This window comes from Enterobacter cloacae complex sp. IR5428 (genome assembly GCF_049238585.1).
Taxonomy (GTDB): domain Bacteria; phylum Pseudomonadota; class Gammaproteobacteria; order Enterobacterales; family Enterobacteriaceae; genus Enterobacter; species Enterobacter intestinihominis.
In genome coordinates this window covers 18,496-34,667 of the sequence record NZ_JBMKHV010000013.1, presented here as the reverse complement: position 1 = coordinate 34,667, position 16,172 = coordinate 18,496, and the positions used below count along the sequence as shown (strand labels likewise).

General features: G+C 57.3%; 17 protein-coding genes. 9 read left to right on the top strand and 8 right to left on the bottom strand.

Going from position 1 to position 16,172, the window contains the following annotated elements:
• Positions 1-6: 6 nt before the first annotated feature.
• Genes fdxH through fdhE form a run of 3 tightly spaced genes read left to right on the top strand, consistent with a single transcriptional unit; the run spans position 7 to position 2,467 of the window.
• Positions 7-909, top strand: coding sequence for a formate dehydrogenase subunit beta (fdxH, locus tag ACOTXC_RS17890; protein WP_421767869.1), 903 nt, complete (start codon positions 7-9; stop codon positions 907-909).
• Positions 906-1,541, top strand: coding sequence for a formate dehydrogenase cytochrome b556 subunit (fdoI, locus tag ACOTXC_RS17885; RefSeq protein ID WP_006808711.1), 636 nt, complete (start codon positions 906-908; stop codon positions 1,539-1,541). The genes fdxH and fdoI overlap by 4 nt, the downstream gene beginning before the upstream one ends.
• Positions 1,538-2,467 (top strand): formate dehydrogenase accessory protein FdhE, encoded by a 930-nt coding sequence (fdhE, locus tag ACOTXC_RS17880; RefSeq protein WP_022649835.1) that lies wholly within the window; start codon positions 1,538-1,540, stop codon positions 2,465-2,467. The genes fdoI and fdhE overlap by 4 nt, the downstream gene beginning before the upstream one ends.
• A 41-nt stretch (positions 2,468-2,508) precedes the next feature.
• Here the strand turns inward: fdhE and nadS are convergent, their stop codons facing one another.
• From nadS to ACOTXC_RS17840, 8 genes are all read right to left on the bottom strand, one after another.
• Positions 2,509-2,799, bottom strand: coding sequence for a NadS family protein (gene nadS, locus ACOTXC_RS17875; RefSeq protein WP_032626927.1), 291 nt, complete (start codon positions 2,797-2,799; stop codon positions 2,509-2,511).
• Entirely contained in the window at positions 2,800-3,111 is a 312-nt protein-coding gene (locus ACOTXC_RS17870) for a hypothetical protein (RefSeq protein ID WP_022649837.1), read from the bottom strand. It lies immediately after the preceding gene.
• A 148-nt stretch (positions 3,112-3,259) separates the two neighbouring features.
• Entirely contained in the window at positions 3,260-4,201 is a 942-nt protein-coding gene (fabY, locus tag ACOTXC_RS17865; protein ID WP_022649838.1) for a fatty acid biosynthesis protein FabY, read from the bottom strand.
• Between the two features lie 44 nt (positions 4,202-4,245).
• Positions 4,246-4,683, bottom strand: a complete 438-nt coding sequence (dtd, locus tag ACOTXC_RS17860) for a D-aminoacyl-tRNA deacylase (protein WP_015569909.1) — start codon at positions 4,681-4,683, stop codon at positions 4,246-4,248.
• Positions 4,680-5,561, bottom strand: coding sequence for a virulence factor BrkB family protein (locus ACOTXC_RS17855; protein WP_023298923.1), 882 nt, complete (start codon positions 5,559-5,561; stop codon positions 4,680-4,682). Before ACOTXC_RS17855 ends, dtd begins: the two co-directional genes overlap by 4 nt.
• On the bottom strand, positions 5,555-6,154 hold the full coding sequence (yihX, locus tag ACOTXC_RS17850; protein WP_003861947.1) for a glucose-1-phosphatase: 600 nt from the start codon (positions 6,152-6,154) through the stop codon (positions 5,555-5,557). Before yihX ends, ACOTXC_RS17855 begins: the two co-directional genes overlap by 7 nt.
• Positions 6,155-6,272: 118 nt before the next feature.
• The gene (locus tag ACOTXC_RS17845; RefSeq protein WP_022649842.1) at positions 6,273-7,073 is read right to left on the bottom strand and encodes a DeoR/GlpR family DNA-binding transcription regulator; all 801 of its coding nucleotides are present in this window, start codon (positions 7,071-7,073) and stop codon (positions 6,273-6,275) included.
• 34 nt (positions 7,074-7,107) lie between these two features.
• Complete coding sequence (locus tag ACOTXC_RS17840; RefSeq protein ID WP_063163772.1) at positions 7,108-8,004, bottom strand: sugar kinase; 897 nt, start codon at positions 8,002-8,004, stop codon at positions 7,108-7,110.
• Positions 8,005-8,159: 155 nt separating this feature from the next.
• On the opposite strand from ACOTXC_RS17840, the gene yihU reads away from it, so the two are divergent.
• The 6 genes from yihU to ACOTXC_RS17810 are packed head-to-tail and all read left to right on the top strand — an operon-like array spanning position 8,160 to position 16,136.
• Positions 8,160-9,050 carry a sulfolactaldehyde 3-reductase gene (gene yihU / locus ACOTXC_RS17835; RefSeq protein ID WP_022649844.1) on the top strand — a complete coding sequence of 297 codons (891 nt, stop codon included), beginning with the start codon at positions 8,160-8,162 and terminating at the stop codon, positions 9,048-9,050.
• Between the two features lie 17 nt (positions 9,051-9,067).
• The gene (gene yihT / locus ACOTXC_RS17830) at positions 9,068-9,943 is read left to right on the top strand and encodes a sulfofructosephosphate aldolase (RefSeq protein ID WP_048966002.1); all 876 of its coding nucleotides are present in this window, start codon (positions 9,068-9,070) and stop codon (positions 9,941-9,943) included.
• Between the two features lie 14 nt (positions 9,944-9,957).
• Positions 9,958-11,199 (top strand): sulfoquinovose isomerase, encoded by a 1,242-nt coding sequence (gene yihS / locus ACOTXC_RS17825; protein WP_022649846.1) that lies wholly within the window; start codon positions 9,958-9,960, stop codon positions 11,197-11,199.
• A gap of 16 nt (positions 11,200-11,215) precedes the next feature.
• The gene (locus ACOTXC_RS17820; protein ID WP_421767868.1) at positions 11,216-13,240 is read left to right on the top strand and encodes an alpha-glucosidase; all 2,025 of its coding nucleotides are present in this window, start codon (positions 11,216-11,218) and stop codon (positions 13,238-13,240) included.
• 45 nt (positions 13,241-13,285) lie between these two features.
• Positions 13,286-14,668: an MFS transporter gene (locus tag ACOTXC_RS17815; RefSeq protein ID WP_022649848.1), complete on the top strand. Its 1,383-nt coding sequence runs from the start codon at positions 13,286-13,288 to the stop codon at positions 14,666-14,668.
• Positions 14,669-14,711: 43 nt separating this feature from the next.
• Positions 14,712-16,136, top strand: a complete 1,425-nt coding sequence (locus tag ACOTXC_RS17810) for an MFS transporter (protein ID WP_022649849.1) — start codon at positions 14,712-14,714, stop codon at positions 16,134-16,136.
• Positions 16,137-16,172 lie beyond the last annotated feature (36 nt).

Sequence of the window (16,172 nt, the reverse complement as noted above, 5' to 3'; positions counted from 1 at the left end):
CGACTTATGGCTTATCAATCTCAAGACATTATCCGTCGTTCCGCGACTAACGGTTTCACGCCCGCGCCTCAGGCGCGGGACCACCAGCAGGAAGTGGCGAAGCTTATCGACGTGACCACCTGTATCGGCTGTAAAGCCTGTCAGGTGGCTTGTTCAGAGTGGAACGACATCCGTGACGAAGTGGGTCACAACGTCGGGGTGTACGACAACCCGGCGGACCTGACCGCCAAGTCCTGGACGGTAATGCGTTTCTCGGAAGTGGAACAGAACGACAAACTGGAATGGCTTATCCGCAAAGACGGCTGTATGCACTGTGCGGATCCGGGCTGCCTGAAGGCGTGTCCGTCAGAAGGGGCTATCATTCAGTATGCCAACGGCATCGTCGACTTCCAGTCTGAGCAGTGTATTGGCTGCGGCTACTGCATCGCGGGCTGTCCGTTCGACGTGCCGCGCATGAACCCGGAAGACAACCGCGTCTACAAATGTACGCTGTGCGTTGACCGCGTAAATGTCGGTCAGGAGCCAGCCTGCGTGAAGACCTGCCCAACCGGCGCTATCCACTTTGGCTCTAAAGAGGATATGAAAACGCTGGCGGCAGAGCGCGTGGGCGAGCTGAAAACCCGTGGTTACGATAAAGCGGGCCTGTACGATCCGGCCGGGGTTGGCGGTACGCACGTGATGTACGTGCTGCACCACGCCGACAAGCCGAATCTGTACCATGGCCTGCCGGAGAACCCGGAAATCAGCGCCACCGTGAAGTTCTGGAAAGGTATCTGGAAACCGCTGGCCGCGGTCGGTTTTGCGGCCACCTTTGCAGCGAGCATCTTCCACTACGTCGGCGTTGGTCCGAACCGCGCGGAAGAGGAAGACGATAACCTGCATGAAGAGAAAGACGAGGTGCGCAAATGAGAAAACGTGACACCATCGTGCGCTACACCGCGCCGGAACGCATCAACCACTGGGTCACCGCCTTCTGCTTCATGCTGGCGGCGATAAGCGGGCTGGGGTTCTTCTTCCCCTCCTTCAACTGGCTGATGCAGATACTGGGCACGCCGCAGCTGGCGCGCATCCTGCACCCGTTCGTGGGTGTGGTGATGTTTGCCTCGTTTATCATCATGTTTTTCCGCTACTGGCACCATAACCTAATCAATCGGGATGATATCTTTTGGGCGAAGAATATTCGTAAGATCGTCGTCAACGAGGAAGTGGGTGATACCGGGCGTTATAACTTCGGCCAGAAATGCGTATTCTGGGCGGCGATTATCTTCCTGGTCCTGTTGCTGGTGAGCGGCGTGATCATCTGGCGTCCGTACTTTGCGCCTGCTTTCTCAATCCCGGTGATCCGATTTGCGCTGATGCTGCATTCATTTGCCGCAGTGGCGTTAATTGTGGTTATCATGGTGCATATCTACGCCGCCCTTTGGGTGAAAGGCACCATTACCGCGATGGTGGAAGGATGGGTAACCAGTACGTGGGCGAAGAAACATCACCCGCGCTGGTACCGTGAAGTCCGCCAGAAACAGGAAAAGTCATCTGAATGAGTATTCGCATAATCCCGCAAGATGAGCTGGGGTCGAGCGAGAAACGCACGGCGGATTATATTCCGCCGTTGTTGTTCCCCAGACTCAAGAACCTCTACAACCGCCGCGCAGAGCGTCTGCGCGAGCTGGCAGAGAACAACCCGCTGGGCGATTTTCTGCGTTTTGCCGCGCTGGTCGCCCATGCGCAGGAAGTGGTGCTATACGACCACCCGCTGCAAATGGATCTGACCGCACGCATCAAAGAAGCCAACGCGCAGGGCAAGCCGCCGCTGGACATTCACGTTCTGCCGCGCGACAAGCACTGGCATAAGCTGCTGCATTCGCTGATTGCCGAGCTGAAGCCCGAAATGAGCGGCACGGCGCTGGCGGTCATTGAGAACCTGGAAAAAGCCTCAGAGCAAGAGCTGGAAGAGATGGCGAGCGCGCTGTTTGCCTCCGACTTCTCGCTGGTGAGCAGCGATAAAGCGCCGTTCATCTGGGCTGCGCTGTCGCTCTACTGGGCGCAAATGGCGAGCCTGATCCCGGGTAAAGCCCGCGCTGAATATGGCGAAGCGCGCCAGTTCTGCCCGGTGTGCGGCTCAATGCCGGTCTCCAGCATGGTACAGATTGGTACGACGCAGGGGCTGCGCTACTTGCACTGCAACCTGTGTGAAACCGAGTGGCACGTGGTGCGCATCAAGTGCAGCAACTGCGAACAGACCCGCGATCTGAACTATTGGTCGCTGGAAAACGAAGACGCGGCGGTGAAAGCCGAAAGCTGCGGCGACTGCGGGACCTACCTGAAGATTCTGTATCAGGAAAAAGACCCGAAAGTCGAAGCGGTAGCCGACGATCTCGCCTCGCTGATCCTGGACGCGAAGATGGAGCAGGAGGGCTTTGCCCGTAGCTCGATCAACCCGTTCCTGTTCCCGGGGGAAGGGGAGTAATCTCCACTAAAGCCCGGCGAGCCTCTGTGCAACCGGGCTATTTACTGCGATAGGGCTGGGATGACATGTTGAGGGTCGTTAGCAATGGCGCGCAATAGCGCTTTAGCGGGGCCTGTAGGTGAGCGTCTGCCTTGTTCCCAGTTACGCAACGTATCAACGCTAACTGAGATTAAGTTCGCGAATTTACTCTGCGACAACCCGGACGCCTGACGAATTTCTTTTATTTTCATCGCATCAATTTGAAACGTACGCGACGGCTCTCGTTGGCCCTCGGCAATTTCGTTGATTTGCGCAATGCTTTGGGTTAATCGCTCAAACAGCGCCTTATCCATTTACCACCTCTCAATCATCTTTTTCAGTATGGCTTTTTCACCCGCGGAGAGGTCATCTTTGATCCCTTTGCGATAGATGAGCAGCAACCTGATTTCACACTCACGCGTACGGTGAAAATAGATAACTCTGACTCCACTACGCTTTCCCTTACCGCCAGCAAGCCAGCGAATCTTTCGCAAGCCTCCCGTATTCTGGATCAGATCGCCGTAATCCGGTTGCGTTGCCAGGAATATTTGGAACCTATGATATTCGTCGTCATCCAGTAACGTTTTGACGTCTTCTGTAAAAATATCCGTTTCAATGAATAGCATAAATCATACGCCATTGGCTTATAGTAGCAAACATCCAATGTACGTCAATGACGTACCCCTAGCTGATTACGTTAATGGGATACGCTGAATAAAGCGAAGTATAATTCCTGCTACGTTGTGTATTTGCGAGCCGCTTTCCAGACGACTGCTACTCCTCCTCGTTCCCGCCCTCTTCATACGCGCCATACGGCTTCGCAGGCAGAACGATATAGGTGCCTTCAAACACCGCGCCCGGCGTTTCATCGCCGAACAGCTCAACCTGCATTTGTACGCGTGCTTTACGCCCACGCGCCAGACGGTCGAGATCGCCGCCCAGTGCGCCCAGGTCAGCTACCGCGCTCGGCTTGCCGCTGATCGGCGCGCTGTAGCGGATATGGGCATCGGCCAGAATAATGGTGCCGCCGAGATGACGTTCGCGCAGCATCAGCCAGATCAGTCCCCAGCCGGTGAGCGTGGCGAGTGAAAACAGGCTACCGGCAAACAGGGTATGGTGTGGGTTCTGGTTGCCGGTTTCCGGCATGGTGGTAATAAATTTTTGCCCGGTATATTGCTGAATACGCACGCCCATTTTTTCACTGAGCGGAATGTGCTGATACCACGCCTGCTGGAGCTGCCCGCACCAGTCGGCACGATGGAGAATATCGTCCAGGGTGGCGATGGGTTTGATCATCAAAAAGTGACGAATCGGCGTAGTTTGCGGGGCGGTGATTTCCCCCTGATTCACGAAACCAAGCTTGGCAAAGAACTCAACGGCATCTTCACGGGCGCTACAGGTGACGCGCTTGACCCCTTCCTGACGGGCGACGGATTCCAGCGTCATTGCCATCAGCGTTCCGAGGCCTTTGTCCTGCACGGAGGGGTGAACGGCCATAAAGCGGATTGAAGCTTCGTTGTCGGCATTGATATACAAACGCCCCACGGCAACCAGATTGCCCTCTTCATCAACCACCATCTGGTGGTGCGCCATCGCGTCCCAGGCGTCGCGTTCAGACCCTTTAGGTTGATGCAGTGGCTTGCGCAGCATTTCCCAGCGGAAATGGTAATAAACCTCTAACTCTTCTTCCGTTTGCGGTACTCGAAGGTGATACATAGCTGTACTCTCTCTTGTTACCCGCGGCCAGGCCGCCAGTTGGCTCATACCTGGAGCCAGAATGTGACGGGGCCATCGTTCACCAGCGAAACCTGCATATCCGCAGCGAATCGTCCGGTTTGTGTATTCATGTCCTGTTGGCGACAGCGCTCAACAAAGTACTCGTAAAGGGCTTCTGCGCGATCCGGTGCCGCGCCCTTCGAAAAACTCGGCCGCATGCCGCGTTCGGTATCCGCAGCCAGCGTAAACTGGGACACCACCAGCACGCTGCCGCCCGCCTGCTGAACGTTCAGGTTCATCTTGCCTTCCGCATCGCTGAAAATGCGGTAGCCCAGCACGCGCTCACACAAGCGGTTGGCTTTTTGTTCGTCGTCATCCTTTTCGACACCCAGGAGCACCAAAAGTCCTGGGCCGATTTCACCCGTCACCTCATCCGCCACGGTGACGCTGGCACGGGTTACGCGCTGAATCAATGCAATCATGGTTGGTCTGCTTCTTGTTGTTTTTCAGCTTCTGCTGCTTTTTTAAGTTCGCGGTAGACCCCGAGAGTGACAGTTATTTCGGCGCCAAGCAAGACGATGCACCACGTCCAGTAGACCCAGACAAACAAAATGGGGATCACCGCCAGTACGCCGTAAATCAGCTGATAAGAGGGGAACATGGTGATATAAAGCGCGAATCCTTTCTTGCCCAACTCAAAGAGCAACGCCGCGACCAGCGCACCCACCACGGCATCCCGGTTGGGTACACGCGTAGTTGGCACCACGCTATAAAGCAGCCAGAACGAAAGCCACGATAAAATCAGCGGGAAGATGCGCAGCACGTTATCGATCACGCTGTTTAAATCGCTCGCCCAGCGCAGCGAAAGAAGGTAGGAGCTGATCGCCAGGCTCGCCCCCGCCAGCAAGGGGCCGAGGGTTAAAATCATCCAGTAGACGGCAAAGGAATAGACCTTTGGGCGGACTTTTTTGCTCCGCCAGATAGTGTTGAGCGCACTGTCGATGGAGTACATCAGCAGCAGCGCGGTAACAATAAGCCCACACGCCCCCACCGCCGTCATCTTGCTGGAGTTAGCGACAAACTGTTCAATGTAGTTCTGGATCACATCGCCGGTGGCAGGAATAAAGTTTGCGAAAACAAAATGGCGAAGCTGCATGCTCACATCGGCAAACATCGGAAACGCCGAAAAAAGCGCAAAAATTACCGCCACCAGCGGAACCAGCGAGAGCAAGGACACGTAAGCGAGATTGCCCGCCAGCGTGGTCATGTTGTCCTCATCAATGCGATGCCAGAGGAGTTTCAGCCACGCCCTCAGCGGGCGCGTGTGGTGATTGGCTTTTTGATGAACGGTTTTTAGCATAACTGCTTCGCAAAGTAGTTCGGTATCGTCTCTTTTCCGGTCACCAGAATGGAGGTGATACCTAACTGATTAGCCCCTTCTATATTATCGGCGTTGTCGTCAAAAAAGACCGCATCCGCTGCCGTGAATCCTTCTTCCTGCAATACCGCCTGATAGATGCGCGCCTCAGGTTTACGCATCCCCATCTCCTGGGAGAGATACACTTTATCTGCCGCCGCGTGAATTTCCGGGTATTCATCCGGCCAGAAGGTGGTATGCAGACGGTTGGTATTAGACAGCACGACAACGCGATGCCCCTGCTCGCGCAGCTTGTGCATGATGTCGATCACTTCGGGGCGGATCGCGACAAATATAGCCTGCCAACCGTGGGAAAATTGCTCGTAGCTTAACGAGAGACCCATTTCCTGACAGAAACGCTCTGCGAACGCTTCGTCGCTGATCTCACCGCGCTCGTGCAAATGGAAAGTCTCACCCATCGCGAAATTCTGCTTTAACGTCGCCAGCGGAACACGGCTAAAATCGCTCCATGCGCCCAGCACCCGGTTAAAATCGATATCGACGATTACATTTCCTAAGTCAAAGATATAAAGCATGTTTATCTCCTTTCGCCGTGGAAAAGTAACTGTAGCGGGAAAGAGAAAGTTTAGCTATGCGCCAGATTCAGCTTAGAGAAAGGAAAGGCCCGAATCGCAATATCGGGCCATAAGACGATCAGCCAGCCTGCTGCTCTTCTCCGGAATTCACTTCGACAACCTCAACCTTGCTGGATTTTAGGTGACTTTGCAGCGCCGGGCCGGGCAGCTCATCGGTGAACAGCGCCGTCACCTGCGCCACGTTGCCAATTTCAACCGCCGCGGAGGCGTGGTATTTCGTATGATCGGCCGCCAGTAAAATGTGACGGGAGTGGGCAATCATGGTTTTCACCACGCTGGCTTCGTTAACGTCAAATTCCATCATCGCGCCGTCGTGCTCTATCGCCCCCACGCTGGTCACGAGGTAGTCCGCCCGGAAGCCAGACACAAACGCCGTTGCCGCAGGCCCGATAATGCCGCCGTTATGCGGGCGCAGCGTACCGCCAGGTACCATCACCTCAAAACGCGGGTTCTTATAAAGAATGTGCGCCACCCGCAGGCTGTTGGTGATGATGCGCAGATGATTATGATTAAGCAGTGCCCGGGCAACGTGCTCCACGGTCGTCCCGATAGTGATAAAGATGGTCGAGCCATCCGGGATATAGTCCGCAATCGCTTCGGCAATCGCCCGTTTCTCTTCGGTAAGCGAAACTTCACGCTGTTCGAACGCCGTATTGACCACGCTGGATGCCCTGCCCGCACCGCCGTGATGACGGGTGATCAGCCCCTGCTCGCTAAGCTTACGTATATCCCGGCGCACGGTTTGCGTCGACACATCCAGCAGCTGCGCCAGTTCATCAATGTTCATATAGCCGCGATCGGCAATCAGCGTCAGCAGCTGATCGTGACGCGGGTTGCCGGTCAGTTCGGTAAGGCTCATGGGCTGTCCTCTGAAAACCATCACGCCCCGCATTTTATACAAAAAGTGACAAAAAAGAGCGGGTTTGATCACAGTCGGGTATACCCGCGCGCCCGCCGGGCTTTGTGCATTTCAGTGCTGCGACGGCGCTGGCAAAACGCACGGCGTCTGCGGCGGGCAATTTCTGCCCCAGGCTGACCGCCAGCGCACCGTGGAACACGTCGCCCGCGCCGGTGGTATCAATGACCTTCACTTCAAATCCAGGCTGATGACATCGCGCGCCGTTTTCCAGCCAGAAACAGCCGTCTCGCCCCTGCGTGACATACACATGTCCATTTGTGAGCATTTGTGCTTTTTTTAATGCGTCTTCTGTTTCATCCAACTGCGTTAAACGCCGCAGCCCAGGCGCAGAGAAGGCCGCGTGATCGCTTAAGGCGATCAGCTCCGCGATATCCTGCGGGGTAACATCCGCATCCAGCAACGTCGGAACGCCCTGCTGACGGGCCAGGGTAAATGCCTGTTTTGCCCCGTCATGCCAGCGCACGTCGGCTAAGACAATGTCCCACTGAGAGAAGTCGATTTCATGCAGCCAGCCTGCCTCGGCGGGCAGATCGGGGCTGGGGTAGTTAGCAATCACTCTTTCCCCACCTGCATCCACCAGCACCGCCGATTGCGACGATCGGGCCCCCTTAACTACGCGCATATAGCGAGTGTTCACCCCCAGGGATTCCAGCTCCGCAAGCAACCGTCTGCCGGTATCGTCGTCCCCCACCCGACCAATAAAATCCACTTCCGCGCCCAGCTTCGCGGCTGCCACTGCCGCCGTTGCCGCCGGGCCGCCGCCCACTTCCGTGTAGTCTTTTGCGACATATTTCCCACCTTCTTTTGGTAAATCATCGAGATACCAGATGCGATCCAGCACGGTAATGCCGACACAAACGATGCGAGTCATGGTGATTCCTTCTGCGATTTCTGATGCCTTCATTTTAATTTCACCAAATGTTTAAAAAGTGACCCGTGTCAATTTTTTGACTATAAATTACAAATACGATCAAAAACAGACACCACAAACGCGCAAAAATTGACACGATGTGACAGGAGAGAGGCATGTCAGCAATCGCATTTATCGGTTTAGGACAGATGGGCGCGCCCATGGCGAAGAATCTGTTGAAACAGGGCCACCAGCTTAACGTTTTTGATGTGAACCCGCAGGCGGTTCAGGCGCTGGTAGAGAGCGGCGCCCGGGCGGCGGCAACGCCCGCACAGGCAGCAACGGATGCCGAATTCGTGATCACTATGCTGCCAAACGGCGACCTGGTGCGCAGCGTGCTGTTCGGCGAGCACGGCGTGTGCGAAGGGTTGTCCCGCGACGCGCTGGTCATTGATATGTCCACCATTCACCCGCTGCAAACCGACGCGCTGATCCGCGACATGGCTGAGCAAGGCTTCAGCCTGATGGACGTGCCCGTCGGGCGCACCTCTGATCATGCCATCGCCGGTACGCTACTCCTGCTGGCAGGCGGCACGGCAGAGCAGGTTGAGCGCGCCACCCCCGTCTTAATGGCGATGGGTAATGAACTGATTAACGCCGGCGGGCCGGGAATGGGCATCCGCGTGAAGCTCATCAATAACTACATGAGCATCGCCCTGAACGCCCTTTCCGCCGAGGCCGCCGTACTGTGCGAAGCGCTTGGCCTCTCCTTTGACGTGGCGCTCAAGGTGATGAGCGGCACACCTGCGGGCAAAGGCCACTTCACCACGTCATGGCCGAACAAGGTGCTGAAAGGGGATCTTTCACCCGCCTTCATGATCGACCTTGCGCATAAGGATCTGGGGATCGCCCTCGACGTGGCCAACCAGCTGCATGTCCCAATGCCGCTGGGCGCGGCTTCCCGCGAAGTTTACAACCAGGCACGCGCCGCCGGGCGCGGGCGCGAAGACTGGACAGCCATTCTTGAACAGGTTCGCGCATCTGCCGGGCTGAAAAAATCACACTGATACGAAAGGACTGAGGAATGACGATGTACACCCTGAAAGATATCACCCGACCTTCCGGCGGTTTTGCGATGCTGGCCGTGGATCAGCGCGAAGCGATGCGCCTGATGTTTGCGGCGGCAGGCGCGCCGGTACCGGTAATCGACCAGCACCTGACGGATTTTAAAGTCAACGCGGCAAAAATTCTGTCGCCGTACGCCTCTGCCATTCTCGTCGACCAGCAGTTCTGCTATCGCCAGATTGTCGAGCAGCGGGCCGTGGCCAAAAGCTGCGCGATGATTGTGGCAGCCGACGAGTTTATTCCGGGGAACGGTATTCCGGTCGACAGCGTGGTGATCGACAAGAGCATTGACGCGCAGGCGGTCAAACGCGACGGCGGCAAGGCGCTGAAGCTGCTGGTGCTGTGGCGCAGCGATGAAGATCCGCAGCAGCGCCTGGAGATGGTGAAAGCGTTCAATACGCTGTGCCACGATAACGGTCTGTTGAGCATTATCGAGCCGGTTGTGCGTCCACCGCGCCGCGGCGCCGCGTTTGACCGCGAGCAGTCGATTATCGATGCGGCCAAAGAGCTGGGCGACAGCGGTGCCGACCTCTACAAAGTGGAAATGCCGCTGTTTGGTAAGGGCACGCAGCAGGAGCTGCTGGCGGCCTCGCAGAAGCTGAACGAGAACATCGCCATGCCGTGGGTGATCCTCTCCTCCGGCGTGGACGATAAGTTATTCCCGCGCGCGGTGAGCGTGGCGATGCAGGCGGGGGCATCGGGCTTTTTAGCCGGTCGCGCCGTCTGGTCCTCTGTGATTGGCCTGCCGGACACCGAGCTGATGCTGCGTGATATTTCCGTACCAAAACTTCAGCGTCTGGGTGAGATCGTCGACGAAATGATGGCTCGCCGTTAAGAAAGGATCCGAACATGAAATGGTTTAATACCCTGAGCCATAACCGCTGGCTCGAACAAGAGACCGACCGCATTCTTGATTTCGGTAAAAACGCCGCCGTACCGACCGGCTTTGGCTGGCTGGGCAATAACGGGCAGGTGCGTAGCGATATGGGCACCCATCTGTGGATCACCGCCCGCATGCTGCACGTTTACGCGGTGGCGGCGAACATGGGACGTCCTGGTGCGTACGCCCTGGTTGAGCACGGCATTAATGCCCTGAACGGTCCGCTGCGCGACAAGCAGCACGGTGGCTGGTACGCCTGCGTAAACGATGAAGGCGTGATTGATGCGTCCAAGCAGGGCTATCAGCATTTCTTCGTCCTGCTGGGCGCGGCGAGCGCCGTCACCACCGGCCATCCGCAGGCACGCAAGTTGCTGGACGACGCCATCGAGGTGATTGAGCGCTACTTCTGGAGCGAACAGGAGCAGATGTGCCTGGAGTCCTGGGACGAAGCCTTCAGCAAAACGGAAGATTACCGCGGCGGTAACGCCAACATGCACGCCGTGGAAGCCTTCCTGATCGTTTATGACGTGACCCACGACCGTAAATGGCTCGACCGCGCCCTGCGCATCGCCTCGGTGATTATTCACGACGTGGCGCGCAAAGGGGAGTACCGCGTTAACGAGCATTTCGACACCAACTGGAACCCGATCCGCGACTACAACATCGATAACCCCGCCCACCGCTTCCGCGCCTACGGCGGCACGCCGGGGCACTGGATTGAGTGGGGTCGCCTGATGCTGCACCTGCGCGCCGCCCTGGAAGCGCGCTTTGAAACCCCGCCGGAATGGCTGCTGGAAGATGCGAAAGGCCTGTTCCACGCCACTATCCGCGACGCCTGGGCACCCGACGGGGCCGATGGCTTTGTCTACTCCGTGGGCTGGGACGGCAAGCCAATCGTCCGCGAACGCGTGCGCTGGCCAATCGTCGAAGCGATGGGTACGGCTTACGCGCTCTACACCGTCACCGGTGAGGCGCAGTACGAAGCCTGGTATCAGAAGTGGTGGGATTACTGCATCAAGTACCTGATGGATTACGAAAACGGTTCATGGTGGCAGGAGCTGGACACCAATAACGAAGTGACCACCAAAGTCTGGGACGGCAAGCAGGATATTTACCATCTGCTGCACTGCCTGGTGATCCCCCGCCTGCCGCTGGCGCCGGGCTTAGCGCCTGCCGTAGCCGCCGGATTACTGGATAGCCTGGCCAAATAATAAAGACGGAGTTTTTATGCGTACCCTACACAATATTGACCTGAAAAATAACGAAAGTGGTTTTACCCTGCGCTGGCAGGACCGTCTGATTTTATCCCACTCTGCGGATGCCCCTTGCCTGTGGATCGGCGCAGGTGAGGCGGATATCGAGATGTTTCGCGGCAACTTCAGCATCAAAGACAAGCTCAACGAAAAGATTGCCCTGACGAACGCGACCGTTACGCAGCAAAGCACGGGCTGGGCAATCCGCTTTACCCGCGGCGACGCGGTGAGCGCGACGTTGTTGGTGGGCGTGGATGGTGAAGGCCGTCTGGAGCTGAAGCTGAAAAATGACGCCGCCAGCCATAACCGCATCTGGCTGCGGCTGGCAGCTCAGCCTGACGATCATATCTACGGCTGCGGAGAGCAGTTCTCGTATTTCGATCTGCGCGGCAAGCCGTTTCCGCTGTGGACCAGCGAGCAGGGCGTGGGCCGCAATAAGCAGACCTACGTCACCTGGCAGGCCGACTGCAAAGAGAACGCGGGCGGCGATTACTACTGGACCTTCTTCCCGCAGCCTACCTTCGTGAGCACCCAGAAGTACTACTGCCACGTGGATAACAGCTGTTATATGAACTTCGACTTCAGCGCGCCGGACTTCCACGAGCTGGCGTTCTGGGAAGATAACGCCACGCTGCGCTTCGAATGCGCAGAAACCTACGTCGATCTGCTGGAAAAACTGACCGGCCTGCTGGGGCGTCAGCCTGAACTGCCGGACTGGGTTTACGACGGCGTGACGCTGGGTATTCAGGGTGGCACCGAGGTGTGTCAGCAGAAGCTCGACGCCATGCGCGAGGGCGGCGTGAAGGTGAACGGCATCTGGGCGCAGGACTGGTCCGGCATCCGCATGACCTCCTTCGGCAAACGCGTGATGTGGAACTGGAAGTGGAACAGCGCGCTCTATCCGCAGCTTGATGAGCGGATTGCGCAGTGGAAACAGGAAGGCGTGCAGTTCCTCTCCTATATCAACCCGTACGTCGCCAGCGATAAAGATCTCTGCGAAGAGGCGGCGAAACGCGGCTATCTGACCAAAAACGCCAACGGCGAGGATTACCACGTTGAGTTCGGCGAGTTCTACGCAGGCGTTATCGACCTGACCAACCCGGCAGCCTACGGCTGGTACAAAGAGGTCATCAAAAAGAACCTGATCGAACTGGGCTGCGGCGGCTGGATGGCCGATTTCGGGGAATATCTGCCGACCGATACCTACCTGCACAACGGCGTTAGCGCGGAGATCATGCATAACGCCTGGCCTGCCCTGTGGGCGAAATGTAACTACGAAGCACTGGAGGAGACCGGCAAGCTCGGGGAGATCCTGTTCTTCATGCGCGCGGGCTACACCGGCAGCCAGAAGCACTCGGTGATGATGTGGGCGGGGGATCAGAACGTCGACTGGAGCCTGGACGACGGTCTGGCGTCCGTCGTACCGGCGGCGCTGTCTCTGGCGATGACCGGGCACGGGTTGCACCACAGCGACATTGGCGGCTATACGACGCTGTTCGAGATGAAGCGCAGCAAAGAGCTGCTGCTGCGCTGGTGCGATTTCAGCGCCTTTACGCCGATGATGCGTACCCACGAGGGCAATCGCCCTAGCGACAACTGGCAGTTCGACGGCGACGCCGAAACCATCGCGCACTTCGCGCGCATGACCACCGTGTTCACCACTCTGAAGCCGTACATCAAAGCTGCGGTTGCGCAGAACGCGAAAAGCGGCCTGCCGGTGATGCGTCCGCTGTTCCTGCACTACGAGGACGACGCGCGCGCCTACACGCTGAAATACCAGTACCTGTTTGGCCGCGATCTGCTGGTGGCCCCGGTTCATGAAGAGGGACGCCGCGACTGGTCGCTCTATCTGCCGCAGGACAGCTGGGTCAATGCGTGGACGGGGGAAACCTGCCAGGGCGGTGACGTGACCGTTGATGCCCCGCTCGGCAAACCGCCGGTCTTCTATCGCCAGCAAAGCGAATGGGCAGATCTGTTTAGCACCTTACGTCATATCTGATAAGGCTCGCCCGCGGGGAAACCTGCGGGCAGACGGAGAACAATAATGAGTCAACATACTTCTGACCCGGCAACCCTGCGCCTGCCGTTTAAAGAAAAACTCGCCTACGGGATGGGCGATCTCGGCTCTAACATCCTGCTGGATATCGGCACGCTGTATCTGCTGAAGTTCTACACCGACGTGCTGGGACTGCCCGGTACCTACGGGGGGATTATCTTCCTGATTGCGAAGTTTTTTACCGCCTTCACCGATATGGGCACCGGGATCATGCTCGACTCCCGGCGCAAGATTGGCCCGAAAGGGAAATTCCGCCCGTTCGTGCTGTATGCAGCCTTCCCTGTGACGCTGCTGGCGATTGCCAACTTCGTCGGCACACCGTTTGAGATGACCGGCAAAACGGTGATGGCAACGGTGCTGTTCATGCTGTACGGCCTGTTCTTCAGCATGATGAACTGCTCTTACGGCGCGATGGTGCCCGCCATTACCAAAAACCCGGACGAGCGAGCCTCGCTGGCGGCCTGGCGTCAGGGCGGCGCCACGCTCGGCCTGCTGCTCTGTACGGTGGGCTTTGTACCGGTGATGAACCTCATTGAGGGCAATGACCAGCTTGGCTACATCTTTGCCGCCACCCTCTTCTCGCTGTTCGGGTTATTCTTTATGTGGTGGTGCTATAAGGGCGTAACCGAGCGTTACGTTGAGACGCAACCTGCTAACCCGGCGCAGAAACCGGGGCTGTTGCAGTCGTTTCGCGCCATCGCCGGGAACCGTCCGCTGTTTATCCTGTGCATCGCTAACCTGTGCACGCTGGGTGCCTTTAACGTCAAACTCGCCATTCAGGTCTACTACACGCAGTACGTGCTGAACGACCCGATCCTGCTGTCGTACATGGGCTTCTTCAGCATGGGTTGTATTTTTATTGGCGTCTTTATGATGCCCGGCGCGGTGCGGCGCTTTGGTAAGAAAAAGGTCTACATCAGCGGGCTGGCAATTTGGGTGGCAGGCGATCTGCTTAACTACTTCTTCGGCGGCGGCTCGGTGAGCTTTGTGGCGTTCTCCTGTCTGGCGTTCTTCGGTTCCGCGTTCGTGAACAGCCTGAACTGGGCGCTGGTCTCCGATACCGTGGAGTACGGCGAGTGGCGCACCGGCGTACGCTCCGAGGGGACGGTCTATACCGGCTTTACCTTCTTCCGCAAGGTATCGCAGGCGCTGGCGGGCTTCTTCCCGGGGATCATGCTTACGCAGATTGGCTATGTGCCCAACGTGGTGCAATCCGCCGGCACGGTTGAAGGGCTGCGGCAGCTGATATTTATCTACCCGAGCCTGCTGGCGGTCATCACCATCGTGGCGATGGGCTGCTTCTACAACCTCAACGAGAAGATGTATGTGCGCATCGTGGAAGAAATTGAGCTGCGCAAACGTACGGCATAAATGACGTGATTGAGCGCCCTGCGGGGCGCTTTGAGGATCGACCATGACACACAATACTGATCCGTTAACCCTGAAATTGAGCCTGCGAGAGAAGTGCGCCTACGGGATGGGCGATTTTGGCTCGAACCTGATGCTCTGTATTGGCACGCTGTATCTGCTGAAGTTTTACACGGACGAGCTGGGCATGCCCGCGTTCTACGGCGGCATCATTTTTCTGGTCGCCAAGTTCTTTACCGCGTTTACCGACATGCTGACCGGGGTGCTGCTGGACTCCCGGCGTAATATCGGCGCGCGGGGGAAATTCCGGCCATTCATTCTCTACGCCTCCGTCCCGGTGGCGCTGGTGGCCACGGCGCAGTTTATGGCCAACGACTTTAGCCTGACGGTGAAAACGGCCCTCGCCACCGTGCTCTTCATGATGTTTGGCCTCTGCTACAGCCTGATGAACTGCGCCTACGGTGCAATGGTTCCGGCCATCACCAAAAACCCGAACGAGCGCGCGCAGCTTGCGGCGTGGCGTCAGGGCGGCGCAACGGTAGGACTGTTGCTCTGCACCGTCGGCTTTATGCCGATTCAGGCGCTGTTCGTCAGCCAGCCCTCACTCGGCTATCTGGTGGCCGCGCTGGTGTTCGTCACCGGAGGGCTGTTCTGCATGTGGTGGTGCTACAGCGGGGTGAAAGAGCGCTACGTCGAGCTTACGCCCGATCACCATAAGCCCGGCATTCTGAAATCATTCTGCGCAATTTTCCGCAATCCGCCGCTGCTGGTGCTGTGCATCGCCAACCTCTGTACCCTCGCCGCGTTTAACATCAAGCTGGCGATTCAGGTCTATTACACCCAGTATGTGCTGAACGATCTGCATCTCCTGTCGTGGATGGGCTTTTTCAGCATGGGCTGCATTCTGATTGGCGTGTTTCTGGTGCCCGGTGCGGTAAAGCGCTTTGGCAAGAAACCGGTCTATCTGGGCGGGCTGGCGCTGTGGGCGGTGGGCGACGTGCTGAATTTCTTCTGGGGGACCAGCTCCCTGCTGTTCGTGCTCTTTTCCTGCATGGCCTTCTTTGGCACGGCGTTTGTGAACAGCCTGAACTGGGCGCTGGTGCCGGATACGGTTGATTACGGCGAGTGGAAAACCGGGATTCGCGCCGAAGGGTCGGTGTATACCGGCTATACCTTCTCGCGCAAAATCTCCGCGGCGCTCGCCGGTTTTCTGCCCGGCATCATGCTGACCCAGATTGGCTACGTTCCCCATGCCGTGCAGAGCGCGGGCACGCTGCTGGGTTTGCGTCAGCTGATTTTCCTCTGGCCGTGCGGCCTGGCGATCGTTGCTGCCGTGACCATGGGGCTGTTTTATAAACTCAACGAAGCGCGCTTCGCCTTTATTATCGAGGAGATTGGAAAACGGAAAAAACAGACAGCAAATACCCCTGAGATAACCACCAACAATAAAGCGTCAGCAGTCACTTTATAACTATAAATCCGGCCAATATGTCCTTCCTGTTAATCA

Bases quoted from the DNA above. Each gene is read 5' to 3' on its own strand.
- fdxH (WP_421767869.1), top strand. From the start codon at position 7: ATGGCTTATCAATCTCAAGACATTATCCGTCGTTCCGCGACTAACGGT.
- fdoI (WP_006808711.1), top strand. From the start codon at position 906: ATGAGAAAACGTGACACCATCGTGCGCTACACCGCGCCGGAACGCATC.
- fdhE (WP_022649835.1), top strand. From the start codon at position 1,538: ATGAGTATTCGCATAATCCCGCAAGATGAGCTGGGGTCGAGCGAGAAA.
- nadS (WP_032626927.1), bottom strand. From the start codon at position 2,799: ATGGATAAGGCGCTGTTTGAGCGATTAACCCAAAGCATTGCGCAAATC.
- ACOTXC_RS17870 (WP_022649837.1), bottom strand. From the start codon at position 3,111: ATGCTATTCATTGAAACGGATATTTTTACAGAAGACGTCAAAACGTTA.
- fabY (WP_022649838.1), bottom strand. From the start codon at position 4,201: ATGTATCACCTTCGAGTACCGCAAACGGAAGAAGAGTTAGAGGTTTAT.
- dtd (WP_015569909.1), bottom strand. From the start codon at position 4,683: ATGATTGCATTGATTCAGCGCGTAACCCGTGCCAGCGTCACCGTGGCG.
- ACOTXC_RS17855 (WP_023298923.1), bottom strand. From the start codon at position 5,561: ATGCTAAAAACCGTTCATCAAAAAGCCAATCACCACACGCGCCCGCTG.
- yihX (WP_003861947.1), bottom strand. From the start codon at position 6,154: ATGCTTTATATCTTTGACTTAGGAAATGTAATCGTCGATATCGATTTT.
- ACOTXC_RS17845 (WP_022649842.1), bottom strand. From the start codon at position 7,073: ATGAGCCTTACCGAACTGACCGGCAACCCGCGTCACGATCAGCTGCTG.
- ACOTXC_RS17840 (WP_063163772.1), bottom strand. From the start codon at position 8,004: ATGACTCGCATCGTTTGTGTCGGCATTACCGTGCTGGATCGCATCTGG.
- yihU (WP_022649844.1), top strand. From the start codon at position 8,160: ATGTCAGCAATCGCATTTATCGGTTTAGGACAGATGGGCGCGCCCATG.
- yihT (WP_048966002.1), top strand. From the start codon at position 9,068: ATGACGATGTACACCCTGAAAGATATCACCCGACCTTCCGGCGGTTTT.
- yihS (WP_022649846.1), top strand. From the start codon at position 9,958: ATGAAATGGTTTAATACCCTGAGCCATAACCGCTGGCTCGAACAAGAG.
- ACOTXC_RS17820 (WP_421767868.1), top strand. From the start codon at position 11,216: ATGCGTACCCTACACAATATTGACCTGAAAAATAACGAAAGTGGTTTT.
- ACOTXC_RS17815 (WP_022649848.1), top strand. From the start codon at position 13,286: ATGAGTCAACATACTTCTGACCCGGCAACCCTGCGCCTGCCGTTTAAA.
- ACOTXC_RS17810 (WP_022649849.1), top strand. From the start codon at position 14,712: ATGACACACAATACTGATCCGTTAACCCTGAAATTGAGCCTGCGAGAG.